The 16,204-nt window shown below is 66.9% G+C and carries 12 protein-coding genes and 2 pseudogenes; 2 read left to right on the plus strand and 12 right to left on the minus strand.

The genetic code is table 11. The features are described from left to right. Positions 1–115 precede the first annotated feature (115 nt). Positions 116–1,339, plus strand: a complete 1,224-nt coding sequence (locus tag WS92_RS11580) for an OmpP1/FadL family transporter (protein WP_059931597.1) — start codon at positions 116–118, stop codon at positions 1,337–1,339. A gap of 58 nt (positions 1,340–1,397) precedes the next feature. Here WS92_RS11580 and WS92_RS11585 read toward each other — a convergent pair whose 3' ends face one another. The 4 genes and pseudogenes from WS92_RS11585 to WS92_RS11590 all read right to left on the minus strand — a co-directional run. Continuing rightward, positions 1,398–2,540, minus strand: a complete 1,143-nt coding sequence (locus WS92_RS11585) for a porin (RefSeq protein WP_015603583.1) — start codon at positions 2,538–2,540, stop codon at positions 1,398–1,400. Between the two features lie 19 nt (positions 2,541–2,559). After that, the gene (locus tag WS92_RS36105; RefSeq protein WP_180988214.1) at positions 2,560–2,769 is read right to left on the minus strand and encodes a hypothetical protein; all 210 of its coding nucleotides are present in this window, start codon (positions 2,767–2,769) and stop codon (positions 2,560–2,562) included. Beyond that, a pseudogene (locus WS92_RS36535) lies at positions 2,766–3,241 on the minus strand (glycine betaine ABC transporter substrate-binding protein). The gene WS92_RS36105 and the pseudogene WS92_RS36535 overlap by 4 nt, the downstream one beginning before the upstream one ends. Further along, positions 3,215–3,812: pseudogene (locus tag WS92_RS11590) on the minus strand (choline-sulfatase); the annotation flags it as partial. The pseudogenes WS92_RS11590 and WS92_RS36535, both read right to left, overlap by 27 nt. A 193-nt stretch (positions 3,813–4,005) precedes the next feature. On the opposite strand from WS92_RS11590, the gene purU reads away from it, so the two are divergent. Continuing rightward, positions 4,006–4,881, plus strand: a complete 876-nt coding sequence (purU, locus tag WS92_RS11595; protein WP_059931595.1) for a formyltetrahydrofolate deformylase — start codon at positions 4,006–4,008, stop codon at positions 4,879–4,881. An 86-nt stretch (positions 4,882–4,967) separates the two neighbouring features. On the opposite strand, the gene WS92_RS11600 is transcribed toward purU, so the two are convergent. From WS92_RS11600 to WS92_RS11635, 8 genes are all read right to left on the minus strand, one after another. Beyond that, the gene (locus WS92_RS11600; RefSeq protein WP_059931593.1) at positions 4,968–6,623 is read right to left on the minus strand and encodes a trimethylamine N-oxide permease; all 1,656 of its coding nucleotides are present in this window, start codon (positions 6,621–6,623) and stop codon (positions 4,968–4,970) included. A 180-nt stretch (positions 6,624–6,803) separates the two neighbouring features. Further along, on the minus strand, positions 6,804–7,667 hold the full coding sequence (locus WS92_RS11605) for a glycine betaine ABC transporter substrate-binding protein (RefSeq protein WP_059931591.1): 864 nt from the start codon (positions 7,665–7,667) through the stop codon (positions 6,804–6,806). Positions 7,668–7,776: 109 nt separating this feature from the next. Further along, entirely contained in the window at positions 7,777–8,916 is a 1,140-nt protein-coding gene (locus WS92_RS11610; RefSeq protein WP_059931589.1) for an FAD-binding oxidoreductase, read from the minus strand. A 20-nt stretch (positions 8,917–8,936) separates the two neighbouring features. Then, positions 8,937–10,205 carry an aromatic ring-hydroxylating oxygenase subunit alpha gene (locus WS92_RS11615; RefSeq protein ID WP_006027770.1) on the minus strand — a complete coding sequence of 423 codons (1,269 nt, stop codon included), beginning with the start codon at positions 10,203–10,205 and terminating at the stop codon, positions 8,937–8,939. A gap of 24 nt (positions 10,206–10,229) precedes the next feature. Continuing rightward, positions 10,230–11,015 carry a drug:proton antiporter gene (locus WS92_RS11620; protein WP_059931587.1) on the minus strand — a complete coding sequence of 262 codons (786 nt, stop codon included), beginning with the start codon at positions 11,013–11,015 and terminating at the stop codon, positions 10,230–10,232. Next, positions 11,012–12,190, minus strand: a complete 1,179-nt coding sequence (locus WS92_RS11625) for an electron transfer flavoprotein subunit alpha/FixB family protein (protein WP_059931585.1) — start codon at positions 12,188–12,190, stop codon at positions 11,012–11,014. Before WS92_RS11625 ends, WS92_RS11620 begins: the two co-directional genes overlap by 4 nt. Before the next feature lie 4 nt (positions 12,191–12,194). Continuing rightward, entirely contained in the window at positions 12,195–14,120 is a 1,926-nt protein-coding gene (locus WS92_RS11630; protein ID WP_059931583.1) for a (Fe-S)-binding protein, read from the minus strand. Positions 14,121–14,122: 2 nt separating this feature from the next. Further along, a complete protein-coding gene (locus WS92_RS11635) occupies positions 14,123–16,186 on the minus strand; it encodes an NADH:flavin oxidoreductase (RefSeq protein ID WP_059931581.1) in 2,064 nt (687 codons plus the stop codon). Between the last annotated feature and the right edge of the window lie 18 nt (positions 16,187–16,204).

Below are 16,204 nucleotides of genomic sequence, written 5' to 3' on the forward strand. Positions count from 1 at the left end.
CCGATATCTTGGTTCACGCCGTTTACTCGCCTGCGTAGATTCATTGTTCCGGATGTCGAAACAATGATCAACACCAGGGAGAGGAATCGTGAACCTAGAATCGTTCGCTCGAACGATGCTGGCGGCCGCATGCGCGACGCCCGTCGCCGCATCGGCGACCAACGGCTACTTTTCGAACGGCTACGGCGCGGCATCTCAGGGCGTCGCGGGCGTCGGCATCGCACTGCCGCAAGACGCGCTCGCGGCCGCGGCGAACCCGGCCGGCATCGCATTCGTCGGAGACCGCTTCGACGTCGGCATCAGTGCGTTCCTGCCGTCGCGCGGCGCAAACGTCGCCGGCAACGGCTACGGCGTCGACGGCCATTACGAAGGCAACAACCGCTCGGTGTTCGCGCTGCCTGAAGCCGGAATCGTGAAGCAGCTTCGCCCGAATCTCTATGCCGGCATCGCGCTCTATGCGAACGGCGGGCTCGACACGGGCTACGCGAACAATCCGTTCAAGGCGTTCGGCGGGAAAGGCTCCGCGGGCGTCGACCTCGAGCAGGTGTTCCTGTCGCCGACGCTCGCGCTGCGGATCGGCGAGCGGCACGCACTCGGCATCGGATTGAACATCGCATATCAGCGCTTTACGGCAAGCGGACTGCAACCGTTCGCGAGCGCATCGGTTGCGCCGGACAACGTGACCGACCGCGGCGCCGATTCGAGCGTCGGCGTCGGCGTGCACATCGGCTATACGGGCCGCCTGGCGCGTTCGCTGACGGTCGGCGCGACGTGGGCGTCGAAGATCCGCGGACGCTTCGATCGCTACAAGGGCCTGTTCGCGAACGGTGGCTCGTTCGACATCCCCGAAAACTTCGGCTTCGGCCTCGCATACGAAATCACGCCGGCATGGACGATCGCCGCGGACTTCCAGCGCATTCTGTACGGCAACGTCGATTCGGTCGCCAATCCGCTCGCCAATCTGCAGGCGGGCCATCCGCTCGGCTCGCCGAACGGTCCCGGCTTCGGCTGGCGCAACACGAACGTGCTGAAGATCGGCACGACGTACCGCTACAACCCGCATCTGACGCTCAGGCTCGGCTACAGTCACGCGAGCCAGCCGATCGCGTCGACGCAGACGTTCCTGAACGTGCTCGCGCCGGGCGTCGTCCAGGATCAAGCGACGCTCGGCGCGACATGGGAAACCGCCGATCACGCGGAATTCAGCTTCTTCTACGGTCACGCGTTCAGGAAGACCGTCGACGGTCAGGCGTCGATTCCGCCATCGTTCGGCGGCGGCAATGCGAACATTCGTCTGGACGAGAATATCGTCGGCATCGCGTTCGGCAAGAAGTTCTGACGCGTGCGCGCGCTGACGGACCCGGCGCGCGCCGCGAACATGCGCCGGTCCGGCCAAGTCAGAACGAGTGGCGCATCCCGATGCGAATGTCCGCTTGCGTCTGCGTGGTGGACGGCGTGAAGCTGTAGCCGATCACCGCATCGACGCCGTTCGACGCGCGCAGGTAGTCGCCGGAAATGTAGACGTCCGTGCGCTTCGACAGCAGGTAGTGAACGCCGGCCGATCCCTGATTCCAGTGATGGCCTTCGAAGCGCGTGTGCTGGTAGCCCGCGACGAAGCTCAACGCCGGCGTGAACTGATACAGGCCGCCGCCTTCGTAGACCTGCATGTGCGACGTGTTGCCGAAGCCCTTGATCGTCGTGTACGTGAAATTGCCGGACAGCGTCAGCTTGTCGAGCGTGTAGCTCGCGCCGACGCCGAACGTGCCCTGGCTGTCGACATTCATCGGCGTATTCGCGAACAGGTCCGTGACCTTGCCTGTCGCCGGATCGACGCTGACCGTCGGCTGGCCGAGGAACGTGTGCGTGCCGATCATCGCGTACGGATCGAACGCATAGATGCCGGACGGGTTGTTCAGATGCGTATAGGCCGCGCCCACCGACAAGTCGCCGTGCGTGTAGCTCGCACCCGCGCTCCACGCGCTGTTGCGATGGAAATCGCCCGCGACGTTGCCGAACGAATACATCGCGCCGAACTTGAGACCGCTGAAATCGTTCGACAGGAATTTCACCGAGTTCGGCAGGCGGTCGCCGTTGAAGCGGTCAAAGTCGCCCTGGTGAATCGCGTAGCCGCTCGCCCATGCGGAGATGTTGTTCAGATAGACCATCTCCTCCGTCATGTCGAGCTGATTGCCGAACGACAGCGTCCCCCAGTTGTTCTGCAATCCGACGTAAGCCTGGCGGCCGAATTCCGCGCCGCCGAAACCGAGCTGACCGTTGCCCAGGCGAAAGCCGCTCTCGAGCACGAAGACCGCCTTCAGGCCGCCGCCGAGGTCTTCGGTGCCCTTGAAGCCGATCCGGTTGCCGTACGACACCCCGTCGTCGAACTTGAAGACGTGCGAGCCGCCGGTGTTGTTGACGTATGTGATGCCGGCATCGAGAATCCCGTACAGCGTGACGCTGCTCTGCGCGCGGCTTGCGCCCGGCGCGATTCCTATCGTGAGCGCGATCGCGCTCATCACGGCAACATTCGATTTCTTCATTGTCGGCACCCCACCCTGCTCATTCGATAAAAAAAGATTCCCGCGTTGCGCACGCGAATCCGCGACTATTGCTGAAACGACGCACCACTCCGACGACCGTTGCGCATCCCGCGCACAATCGGATGCCGTTGGCGAAAAATACAAACCCATTTTTCGCGCTACCCGTCACCAAACGACGCCGAATGGTCACGATGCGACGGACCGGGCCGATGCCGACGTCGGCCGTCATCGCGCATCGAGCGCCGCACGCACGGCAGTCAAGCCCGGCGCGCCGTTCGCGGTGGTCACGCCGTCGAGCCACGCGTCGACGAGTGATGGGTTCGCGCGCAGCGCGTGTTGCGCGGCGTCCACAGCGGAGCGCTTGTCCTGCAGCATCGCGGCGATCATTCCGTTCAGTTGCCGGGGAACACGTCGATCTGCCCTTTCTTCAGACCTTGATACGTGATCGGCACCGACAGGTTCGACACGCTCTGCCGGTAGCCGAGCGCCTTCAGCACGACGCCCGCGAGCGCATCCGTCGCTTCGATGTCGGTCCAGCCGGGGCCGGCCATCCGCACGTCGCGGCACGCGGCGGCCTCCGGGGCCGATGCTGTCGCGACACACCACGACAACGCCGCAGCCGCCGTCATCGCGGCCGCCACGCGCCGCGCAGGTGCGCAACAAGGCTGCGACCGGCGGCACGCGCCTTCGAAGAAGGTCATCTTGTACCAGAGGCCGCGCTCGCCGAGCATGTCGCCACGATCGGCGGTGACGATCACGATCGTGTCGTCGGTGAAGCCGCATTGGTCGAGCGCCGCGCGCGACGGATCTGCGCGTCGCTCGGCGGCGTGCGGTCGACCTCGCATACGGCGCGCAGGCGCCGCGAATGCGGGTCGCTCGCGTCGAAATCCATTCGGACTGCCAGCAGATCGATGTCTTCATCCCGGTACAGATCCCAGTATTCGCGCGTGATCGCATACGGATCGTGCGGATGCGTGAGCGACACGACCATGCAGAAGGGCCGCGTATCGCGGACGGCGGCTTTCTCGCGTGCGACGTCGAAGATCTTCTGGCGCGGGCGAATGTCACGTCGTCGTCGAAATCGAGCTGGTTGTTCCGCACGCACGGGCCGGCGTCGAGCACCGAGCTCATGTTGTGATACCAGCTCGGCCGCTCGGCGGGACGCGTCCAGTCCGGCACCCAGCCGAAGTCGGCCGGGTAGATGTCGGTCGTGAGCCGCTCCTCGAAGCCGTGTAGCTGATCGGGCCCGCAGAAGTGCATCTTGCCCGACAGCGCGCGCAGTGCCGCTCTTTCGCCGCTGGCTGCTCGAGGCGTGCCCGTGACGCGTCCGGCGTTGGCGCGCCGATTCCAGCAGCGCGGCGCTTCGGTTCTATCCGCATCCGATCTGGCTTGATTAACTTGTGCATCGCCTCGGACGTCCGGCATCCGCGCCGTGCGCGGGGCGCCATCGAGTCAGAGGAAATCCATGTCCGTTCCACAACGTCCCCATCAGTTCGTGCTGACGCTGTCGTGTCCGAGCGCGGCGGGCCAGGTCGCCGCCGTCGTCGGCCTGCTCGACCGGCATCGCTGCTACATCGACGAGCTGACCGTCTTCGACGACGATCTCAGTGCGCGCTTCTTCGTGCGCTGCGTGTTCCATGCGACGGACGACGCCGATTCGCTGCGCGTGGACGCGCTGCGACGCGAGTTCGAGCCGATCGCCGCACGCTTCGGGATGCAGTGGGCGATCCACGACGTCGCCGCGCGGCCGAAGGTGCTGATCATGGTGTCGAAGCTCGAGCATTGCCTCGCCGATCTGCTGTTCCGCTGGAAGATGGGCGAGCTGAAGATGGACATCGTCGGGATCGTGTCGAACCATCCGGATTTCGAGCCGCTCGCCGCGCAGCACGGACTGCCGTTCCGGCACTTCCCGATCACCGCTGACACGAAGGCGCAGCAGGAAGCGCAGTGGCTTGACGTGTTCGAGACGAGCGGCGCCGAGCTCGTGATCCTCGCGCGCTACATGCAGGTGCTGTCGCAGGAAACGAGCGCGAGGCTCGCGAATCGCGCGATCAACATCCACCATTCGTTCCTGCCGGGGTTCAAGGGCGCGAAGCCCTACCACCAGGCGCACGCGCGCGGCGTGAAGCTGATCGGGGCGACCGCGCATTTCGTCACCGACGATCTCGACGAAGGGCCGATCATCGAGCAGGTGGTCGAGCGCGTCGATCACTCGTACCGGCCCGAGCAGTTGCTCGCGGTGGGGCGCGACGTCGAATGCATCACGCTCGCGCGCGCGGTGAAGGCGTTCATCGAGCGGCGCGTGTTCCTGAACGGCGATCGCACCGTCGTGTTCCAGTAGCAGGCGCGCAGCAAGCGGCGGCCTCGACGTTTCGCTGCGGCCCGGATGCGGCGACGCATCCGGGCATCCTCGCCGGCGCACGCCTGCTATCGCAGCCAGGCGAAGTAATACGACGCCGCGATCGTCAGCGCGGCGGCCGCGAGCGCCGCATACGGCGCGACGTTCAGCCACGCGCTGCGCGCCGGCACGACGAGCTCCATGTCGCGCTGCATCTGCGCGGGGAAACGGCCGCGATCCTGCCAGTAGTGGCGATAGACGAACACCGGCACGATCAGCAGCATCGCGATGAGCCCGTTGCGCAGCGTGCCTGCGCCCTGCAGATCCGCGCCCGCGCCGACATAGACGAGGTTCGCGTAGCCGCAGATCGAGCCGAGCACGACGAGCCATGTCGGGCAACGAAACGGCCGCTGCCATTGCCCGCGGTCCATTCGATGAATCCAGCCCGACTGCAAATTCAGGAAGACGAACAACATGTAGCAGACGTTCGAGATCGACAGCACCGTCATGTAGTCCGACATCAGCAGCAGCACGAGATTGAAGCCGAGATCGGTCCACATCGCGCGCGTCGGCGCACCGTGCTCGTTCACGTGCGACAGGTACTTCGGCAGCCAGCCGTCGACCGACGCCTGATAGAGCGTGCGCGACGAGCCCATCATCGACGTCATCACGATCAGGAGGATCGACAGCATCAGCATCACGACGACCGCGTTCGCAACCCAGGCGCCGCCGCCGACGATCCTCGCCATCGCGGCCGCGACGCCCGTGCCGTCGCCGATGCGCGGATCGAGCATCGCCGCGGTGCCGAGCGCGCCCTGGAACGCCATCGGCACGAGCGTCATCACGATCAGGCAGAGGGCACCCGACCAGAAGATCGCCTTCGCAGTGTCGCGGCGCGGATCACGGAATTCGCGCGTGTAGCAGACGGCCGTTTCGAAGCCGTACGACGCCCAGCCCGCCATGAACATCGCGCCGAGCGCCATCACGACGCCCTGCCCGTTCCAGCTACCGAACGTGGCGGCGGTGAGATTGCCTTGCGCATCGTGGCCGAGCGGCAGGAGCGGCAGGAGATTCGACATCGGCACGTCGCCCGTGACGAACGGCACGATGCCGACGATGAGAAGCGGCGTCAGCGACGCGATGCCGAGAATGCGCTGCGTGCGTGCGGCCTTCGATGCACCGCTGTGCTGCAGCTTGAACGTGATCAGCAACAGGATCGTCGCGATCACGAAGGTGGCGTTGACCCGCAGGGTCAGGCCGGACTTGATGAAGCCGAGATCGGCGAGCGTCCATTGCCAGTGCAGGATCGCTGCGTCCGCCGGGAACAGGCTGGTGAGCGCGTAGCTTGCCGCGAGACCGCAGCCGAGCGCGAGCATCGGCGACCACGCGAGCCAGTTGCACCACACCGAGACGGGCGCGATCAACTTGCCGTATCGCACCCAGCCGATCGCACCGTACACCGATGCGCCGCCCGATTTATGGGGAAATAGCCCGGAAATTTCCGCATAAGTCGCGCTTTGAATCAGACCCATCGTGATTGCGGCGATCCACACCGCCCACGCGGGCTGGCCGACCGTCGCGCATACGCCGCCGATCGTGAACAGCACGCCTGCCGGCACGCCGCTCGTTACCCAAAATGCGTCCTTCCAACTGAGGCCACGGTGCAACGTGTGGCCCCTTTCTTCATGTGAGATGGTTGCCTCGATCTCGCTGGTGCTGCGCGCGCGCAGTCCTGCTTGACTCATCCAAAATCCTCCGTTGAAGACTCCGCACAAGGGTACATTCTAACAACACTACGTTGTGCGAGTCGAAAAAATATCGAAAATCCCGCCAGAAAACCCGCAGTTTTCTCCAATTGTTTCGGATACCTTCGAATTTTTATTCACACGCTCAAGCCCCTCACACGGGCCTGAGCGGGCTTGTCGTCACTGCCCGGAGCCGAGCCATTCGCCGACGCGATCGCCATGTGCGGCGATCCATGCATCGGCCGCCGCCGCGGGCTTCGATCCGTTCTGGATCGCGAGCATCACGCCGTCGATCTCGCCCGGCTTCCACTGGAACTTCTTCAGGAACGCGACGACGGGCTTCGCCTTCGTTTCGAGCGCCGGATTCGCGACGTTGTCGACGTGCTCGGCCTCGCCGTACACCTTCTTCGGATCGTCGAGGAAGCGCAGCTTCCATTTCGCGAACATCCAGTGCGGCGCCCAGCCCGTGACGACGACAGCCTTGTTCGCATGGATCGAGCGCGCGAGCTCGGCGGTCATCGCGCTGCCCGAGCTCGGCATCAGCGAATAGTTCAGGCCGTATGCCTTGATCGCGTCGTCAGTCTTGCGCATCACGCCCGCGCCGGCGTCGATGCCGACGATGCGCCCGGCGAAGTCGCTCTTCTGCGCGTCGAGATCGGCGATCGTCTTCGCCTTCACATAGATCGGCACGATGAGGCCGATCTTCGCATCGGGAAAATTGGTGCCGAGATCGACGACCTTCGTCTTGAACTGATCCCAGTACGCGCCCTGCGTGACGGGCAGCCACGCGGACAGCGTCGCGTCGAGATCGCCGCGCGCGACGCCCTGCCACATCACGCCCGCCGCGACCGGCACGAGTTGCACCGGGTAGCCGAGCTTCGTCTCGATGATGCGCGCGGCGACGTTCGACGTGGCGACGCTGTCGTCCCAGCCTTCGACGTAGCCGATCTTCAGCGTCGGCTTCGTATCGGCCTGCGCCAGCGCGGCGGCGGCGAGCATCATCGACAGCACGCCGCAGCCCATGAGTTTCGTGAGGAATTTCATGATCGATCTCCTTGAGGTTGTCGGAAAGCAAGGGGCCTCTCTAGGTTCTTCAACCACAATTCCCCGGTATCGTTCTTTTACGACACGTTCTTGCGCAGCGGCGACGCGCTCACTTGTCGACGACGAGATCGGACAGCGGCTTGCTGCAGCAGAGCAGCACCATCCCCTGATCGATTTCGCGCTGACGAATGCCGCCGTTGTGCTTCATGTCGACCTGACCGGACACGAGCTTCACCTTGCAGGTGCCGCACATCCCCTGCGTGCACGACGCCGGCAGGCGCACGCCCGCGCGGCGCGCGGCATCGAGCACGTGCTGGTCCGCGCCGCATGCGATCTCGCGATTGCTCTTCGCGAACGCGACCGTGTACTGGCGCACCTGCGCGTCGCTCGCGGCGTCGTCCGCCGGCGCTTCGGTCCGGGGCTCGCTTTGCGCGGGCGTCTCGAACGAGAAGCTCTCTTCGTGATAGCGGCCGCGATCGAATCCCGCTTCGGCGAGCATGTCGCGCACCGCTTTCATGTACGGCGCGGGTCCGCACGTGAAGATCTCGCGCTCGGGGAAATCCGGCGCGATCAGCTTCAGGAGCGGCAGCGACAGGAAGCCCGTCACGCCGTGCCAGTTCGTGCGCGCGCCGAGCCGCTCGCACACGAATGCGGTGCGGAAGTTCGTGTGCGTCGACGCGATCAGATCGAGTTCGCGCGCGAAGATGATGTCGTCCGGCGTGCGCGCGCTATGGACGAACACGATGTCGCGATCCTCGGCGAGGTCGTGATGCGCGCGGCTCATCGACATCAGCGGCGTAACGCCCGAGCCCGCGGACAGAAACAGGTATTTGCGCGCCGGATGCCGCGCGCACGTGAATTCTCCCGCGGGGCCGAGCACGCGCAGCGGCGCGCCCGGCTGCAGGTTGTCGTGCAGCCAGTTCGACACCTTGCCGCCCGGCACGCGCTTGACCGTGATCGAAATCGTGTGCGGACGCGCGGGCGACGACGAGATCGTGTAGCAGCGGTTGATCGTCTCGCCGCCGATGTCGAGCTCGAGCGTGATGAACTGCCCCGGCTCGAACGAGAACGCGCGCCCCTGCGGCGAGCGAAAGAAAAAGCTCTTCACATCGTGCGTTTCCTGCCGCACGTGGCAGCAGACGAGCGTCTCCTCGACGTCGCTCGTCCAGCGTTCCGGCAGCGCCTGCCAGAATGCGGAACGCGTCACGCGGCTGTCGGCCGGCTCGAAATTCGCGGCATCTCGCATCATTGTTGCGCTCCGTCTTCGTGCTATGCGCCGATATGCGCGGCCAGCCGGCCGACGTACCACTCGCAGAACTTCTCGACGAGCCCTTCGGTGTACGGAGAATACGGGCCCGGCTCGTATGCGCTGCTCGCCGCGCCGCGCTGCGAGAATTCGACGAGCGCGCGATCCTGGTCGTTCGTCGCGTTCCAGACAGCCGTCAGGTTCTTCACGTCGTAGTCGACGCCTTCCTTCGCGTCCTTGTGAACGAGCCATTTCGTGCGCACGAGCGTTTCGTCCGCCGACAGCGGAATCACCGAGAACGTGACGATGTGGTCGCTCATGAAGTGGTGCCACGAATTCGGCTGTGTCCAGAACGACAGGCCGCCGAGATCCGCGCGGCGAAATTCGCCGAGCAGCTTCTTCGACGCGATCTTCGCGTCGAGCGTTTGCGATTCGCCGCTGCGGTCGAGCGGCAGCCGCTGCGTGCGAAAGCCCGTCACGTCGGTCAGGCGCTCCACTTCGACGGACGGCAGATTCAGCGCTTCCCACTGCGCGGCGCGCTCGGTGCAGGTACGCTCGAACGCGGCCATCCCATCGGCATTCGCGGGCGACGGCTGATAGCCGAAGCCGTATTCGTACAACGAAATGGTCAGCTCCGGATGGTTCGCGACGCAGTGATAGCACTCGCGATTGTTCTCCATCGTCAGTTTCCAGTTGCCTTTCTCGATGATGTCGATCTGCGCGGCGATCTTCGTGTTCGGCAGATCGTGCGGCAGCAGGTACGGCTCCATCGCGGCGCGCATCGTCGCGAAATCGGCGGGCGGCTCGTCGGCGAGGCACACGAACAGCAGCCCCGCGAGATTCTGCAGATGAACGGGCTTCAGGCTGTGCTTGCAGCGGTCGAACTTCTCGCCCATGTGCTCGGCGAACATCAACTGGCCCGTCAGGTTGTAGGTCCAGCTGTGATACGGGCACACGATGTTGCCGACCGATCCCTTTTCCTCGTTGCACAGGCGCGCGCCGCGATGGCGGCAGACGTTGTGGAACGCGCGAACCTGCATGTCGTCGTCGCGCACGATCAGGATCGAATCGGCGCCGAGCTGCACCGTCACGTAATCGCCCGGCTCGGGCACGTCCGGCTCGACGCCCACCTGGATCCAGTGCTGCCGAAAGATCGCGTCCATGTCGAGCGCAAAGATCTCGTCGCTCAGATAGAACGGGGCTTCGAGGCTGTAGCCTGCCTTGCGGCGCGCCACCAGCGCGCGGATGTCTGCCGATACTTTCATCGTTTGCTCCGGATTCCTTGCATCCATGGTGTTGTTGCCGACAGGCTTCGTTCAGTAGTCGATGAGCTGATGCTCGCGCAAATACGCAAGGATCACTTGTGCTTTTTCGACCGAACTCCCTTCAATTACGACGTTTCCGCCGCGGCTTTCGGTCGTCGTCGCGGACAGCATCCGCGCGTGTCCGGAGCGCTTGTCGGCCGCCGCGAGCTTCACCGGCTTGCGCTCGGCCGCGCGCGTCGCCCATTGCCCGGCGTCCGCCGCCGCGCGGGTGGCGACGCGCGTCGCGCGCACGTCGCCCGCGCGCAGCCGCGCATACGCGTAGCGCGGCTGCGCATTCGCGAGCGGATGCACGGCGACGACGGCGGGCAGCGCGGCGTCGACACGCCTGCGAACGCCTTTCGGCAGGAATTGCCGCAGCGTCGCGCGTGCAGCGTCGACCCTCACGTCGACCGCCGCGCCGGCGAACCGCCAGCCGAGCGCCGCCGCGACGCGGTACGGCAGCATGCCCGTGTCGTAGGCGCCTTCGGCGCGCGTGCCCGTCAGCACGAGATCGTGGTCGCGCACGCGCTCGGCGAGCGCGGCGGCCGCGTCGTCGCCGTCCGCGCACTCGAGCACGTCGACGCTCGCCGCGCCGAGCGCGAGGTAGTCGGCGAGCGCCGGATTGCGCGCGTCGCCCGCGTGGATCACGTCGAGCCGGGCGCGGTGCTCGGCGGCCAATGCGCGGCCGATCTCGAGCGCGGCCGCATCGTTGCGGCTGTAGCGCGGCGCACCCGACACCGGATGGCGTCCGACCGACACCAGCACCGCGATGCTGGTCAGCTTGCGATTCGCGTTCATGCGGCGGCTCCCATGTATTCGCGCTCGTTCGATACGGCGCCCGCTCGCGGCTGCGCGGCGCGGGCCGCGTTCACCGCTTCGATCAGCGCCGCGATCGTCGCCTGCGCGTCGCCGACGATCGTCAGGTTCGCGCGCTTGACGATCGGCGCGCTGCCGTCGAGATTCACCGCGATCACGTGGCGGCAGTCCCTGATCCCTTGCAGATGCTGGACCGCGCCCGAGATCCCGAACGCGATGTAGACGCTCGCGTCGACCGTCTTGCCCGTCGCGCCCACCTGCTTGTCGCGCGTGAAGTGGCCGTTGTCGACCGCGACGCGGCTCGCGCCGATCGCCGCGCCGAACGCCGCCGCGAGCGTCTCGAACGCGGCGACGTCGGTCACGCCGTTGCCGGCCGACACGATGAAGTCCGCCTCCTCGAGCGCGACCTGCGCGGCATCGATCTCCTCGAGGCCGAGGTCGCGATAGTCGCCCGAAGCGCTCGGGCGCGCGCCGAAGGCGCTGGAGGCGTCGAGCGCGCGCTCGAGCGCCGCGCCGACGAACGGCAACGTCGGATCGACCGCGTTCGGCGCGAGCAGCACGACGTCGGGCAGCGCGCGCGTCGCGAAGCCGCGCTTCCCATCGACGTACACGCCGACGTGGTCCGCCGCGATTTCGACGACGTGCGTCGCGACGCTCGCGTTCGCCGCCGCCGCGTAACGGCGGCCGAGATCGCCGTCGCCCGTCGCGTTGTCCGGGATAAACACGTGCTGAGGCGAGAGCGCGGCCGCGCACGCGCGCAGCGCGTCGAGCTCGCGCTCGGGCGCGAACGCGCGGCGGTCGAAATCGCGCAGCACGATCAGCGTGTCCGCGCCGAGCGCGCCCGCATCGTCGTTCAGTTCTCCAAACACGACGAGCGCGACTTCGGTCTGCGCGCCGGCGAGCAGCGCGGCGGCCGCGAGGGTCTGGCGCGCATGGTCGTCGAGCGCGCCGCGCTCGCTGTGCGCGGCGACGAGAAACACGCGCGCAGCTTCCCGCACGACGCGCACCGGCTTCGCGGCCGCCGCGCCGTGCGCGCGCGGCGCCCATTGCGCGGCGCCGCCGGACGCGCCGCCCGTCTCGCCGAGCGTGATGCGTTTCAGTCCCGTCGCGGTCACGATGAACGGCCGGCGCGGATCGATTCGTTTGAGCGTGGTCATCGTTTCACTCCAGCGAAGCGGCGACGAGTTCGGCGACGTCGAGCACGTCGGGCCGCGGGCCGACGACGCCTTCGAGCATCGCGGTGCAGTTCGGGCAGCCGACCGCGACGACGTCCGCGCCCACCGCGCGCGCGTCGGCGATCCGGATGTCGGGAATCCGCTGCTTGCCCGGGATGTCGGTGAGCGGCGCGCCGCCGCCGCCGCCGCAGCAGCGGCCGCGCATGCCGTTGCGCTCCATCTCGACGATCTGGATGCCGATCGTCTTCAGGAGCTTGCGCGGCGCTTCCGTCTCGCCGTTGTAGCGGCCGAGATAGCAAGGGTCGTGATAGGTGATGCGCTTCTCGCGCAGCGCGTCGGCCGCCTGCGGCTTGATCCTGCCGGCCGCGACGAGCTCGGCGACGAACGTCGTGTGATGCTTGACTTCGTAGCGGCCGCCGAGCGCGCGGTATTCGTTGCGCAGGCTGTGCATCACGTGCGGATCGGCCGTCACGATCTGCTTGAACGACAGCGCGCCGAGCGTGCCGATCAGGCGCTTGCCCATCTGCTGGAACGTCGCCTCGTCGCCGAGCCGGCGCGCGACGTCGCCCGTGTCCGTTTCCGCTCGGCCGAGCACCGCGTAATCGACGCCCGCATGATCCAGCACCTTCACGAGCGCGCGCAGCGTGCGCTGGTAGCGCATGTCGAACGCGCCTTCGCCGGCGACGATCAGCACGTCGACGGGACGCCCCGGCTGCGCGACGGGCGCGCTCAGGTCGACCGACCAGTCGTAGCGCGCGGCCATGTCGTAGCCGCCCATCGTGCCCGTCTCGCGCAGGTTCGCGAGCACCTCCGCGCCCTTGCCGGGCACCGCGCCGTGCACGAGCGTCTGGTTGCGGCGCATGTCGACGATCGCGTCGACGTGCTCGATCAGCATCGGGCACTCCTGCACGCACGCGCGGCACGTCGTGCACGACCACAGCGTGTCGGCCTCGATCAGCGACGACACGATCGGCCGCTGCGGATCGCCGCCGTGCTTGCCGACGGCAATGCCGGGCGTCGGGCTGCCGGCATACGCGGCGTCGGTGCCGCCCGCCATCCCGACGACGAGATCCTGGATCAGCTTCTTCGGATTGAGCGGCTGGCCCGACGCGAACGCGGGGCAAGCGGCTTCGCACTTGCCGCACTGCACGCACGCGTCGAAGCTCAGCAACTGGTTCCAGCGGAATTCGGCCGGCCTCGCGACGCCGTACTCGTCGTGCTCGACGTCGGACGGCTTCAGCGCGGTCGGCGGCGTCGCGTCGCCGTTTCCGGTGTATGCGTCGCGCGTCGTCGCGAAGCGCTCCTGGCGCGGATGGAACGCGAGATGCAGCAAGCCCGCGATCGCGTGCTTCATCGGCCCGCCCTTCGCCGCGCCGACCGTCATCGCGAACGCGCCGGCACCGATCAGCGCCGCGCAGAACGCCGCGAACGCGCCCGACATCGCGGCCGCCGGCACGAGCATGAACAGCACGAAGCCGAGCGCGAACGCGCCGAGCAGCCACGGCAGCGTATTCCACGGCCCGCGCGACAGCCGCGCGGGCACGTCCCTCGCATGACGGCGACGCCAGACGAACACCGCGCCGGCGAACATCGTGAGCGCCGCGAGCAAGATCAGCTTGTCGAGCCACGGCGAATAGATCGCGAGCCCGTAGTTGACGAACACGAGCGCGAGCGCGGCGAGCGCGCCGCCCGCCGTCGCGACGTGCGTCTTCGCGATATACGGATCGCGCGCGACGACGTGGTGCAGATCGACGAAGTAACGCTTCGGAATCGCAAACAGATTCGTGAGCCCGAACGCGCCGGGCGCGGTGGCGCGGCCGAGCCGCCAATACGACGAACGCTTCGCGACCGCGAACGCGAGGCCCGCGACCGACAGCCACAGCAACGCGGTAATCAGGATGGCCGGCTTCATCGTCAGAAATCCTTCACGAGACGCAGCGCGTCATAAATCGCGCCGTGGATGTTGTGCATCGAGATGCAGTCGCCGACGCGAAACAGCAGGAAGCGGCCGTTGCCGAGCGCCTCGGAAAGGCACGGCTGCGGCTCGGCGGCGAACAGCCTGTGCACGTCGATCTGGCCGCGATTGACCGATTCGGGCTTCAGCTTCCAGTACAGCGAGTCGTTCGGCGTGATGCCGTTCTCGATCACGACCTGATCGACCGCGCGCTCCTCCTGCTCCTCCGTGTATTCGTTGCGCAGCACCGCGATCTTCTTGCCGTCCTCTTCATAGACGCGATCGAGCCAGTGGTTCGGCGTGTGGATCACGCCCTGCGCGTAAAGCCGGCGATAGAAGATCGGGAACGTCGTGCCGCCGCAGTCGTCGGCCACCTTCACGTCCGGCGTGACGATCTCGACGTTCGAGCCGCGGCTCGCGATGAAGTCCGCGACGCCCGCGCCCGCATGCGTGCTGACGCCGTCGTAGACGAGCACGTTCTTTCCCGGCTCGACGCGGCCCGACAGGATGTCCCACGAGCTGACCGCGAGCGCGTCGGCGACGCCCCAGCCCGGCACCTGATCGGTGAAGCTGCGCCCGCCCGTGGCGAGCACGATGATGTCCGGCCGCTCGGCCAGGATCGTCTTCTCGTCCGCCTCGACACCGAGCCGCCGGTCGACGCCGAGCCGCTTCGTCTCCATGTCGAACCAGCGCACGATGCCCGCCATCTGCTCGCGCTGCGGCGCTTTCGCCGCGAGCATGATCTGCCCGCCGACTTCGTGGTTCTTCTCGAACAGCACGACGTCGTGGCCGCGCGAACGCGCGACGCGCGCGGCCTCCAGCCCCGCGGGCCCCGCGCCGACCACGACGACCTTGCGCTTCGGCCCGCGCGACTTCCCGATCACGTGCGGCATCGTCGCCTCGCGCGACGTCGCCGCGTTCTGCACGCACAGCACGTCGAGGCCGTTGTACTGGCGGTCGATGCAGTAGTTCGCGCCGACGCACTGCTTGATCTCGTCCTCGCGGCCGTCGCGGATCTTGATCACCATGTGCGGATCGGCGATCTGCGCGCGCGTCATGCCGACGAGGTCGACCATCCCGCTCGCGAGCAGGCGCTCGGCCTGGCCCGCGTCACGGATGCTCTGCGCGTGCATCACCGGAATCTTCACGACCGACTTGATGCCCGCCGCGAGATGCACGAACGGCTCGGGCGGCAGCGCCATCGGCGGCATGCAGTTCGCGAGCGTGTTGTGCGTGTCCGCGCCCGAGCCGATCACGCCGAGGTAATCGATCAAGCCCGTCTCGGCCATCGCCTGCGCGATCTCCTTCAGTTGCTCGTGATCAAGGCCGTCCTCGTGGAATTCGTCGCCGCACATCCGCAGGCCGACGCAGAAATCGCGGCCGACCGCCTCGCGCACCGCCTTCAGCACTTCGACGCCGAAGCGCAGCCGGTTCTCGAGGCTGCCGCCCCATTCGTCGGCGCGAAAGTTCGTGCGCGGGCTCCAGAACTGGTCGATCAGATGCTGGTGCGCGGCCGAGATCTCGATGCCGTCCATCCCCGCATCCTTCACGCGCTTCGCGGCCGCCGCGAAATCGCCGATGATCCGGCGGATTTCCTCGACCTCGATGATCTTCGCGTTGCCGCGGTGCACCGGCTCGCGCACACCCGACGGCGACATCAGGTGCGGCCAGTGCTCGCCGTGGAACGCCGAGCGGCGGCCCATGTGGGTCGCCTGGATCATGATCTTCGCGCCGTGCCGATGCATCGCCTCGGCGAGCCGCGCGAGCGGATCGACGATCCTGTCGATCGACAGGTTCACCGATTTCCACCAGCCCTGCGGGCTGTCGATCGACACGGGGCTCGAGCCGCCGCACACCGCGAGGCCGACGCCGCCCTTCGCCTTCTCTTCGTAATAGCGGATGTAGCGGTCGCCCGGCAGGCCGCCCGGCTCCGCGTACACCTCCGCATGCGCGGTGCTGACGATCCGGTTGCGCAGCGTGAGCTGGTTCAGCGTCAAGGGTTTGAACAGATTGGGATAGCGCATCGCAGGCGACCTCTGGCG

This window comes from Burkholderia sp. MSMB1588 (assembly GCF_001546925.1).
Lineage (GTDB): Bacteria > Pseudomonadota > Gammaproteobacteria > Burkholderiales > Burkholderiaceae > Burkholderia > Burkholderia humptydooensis.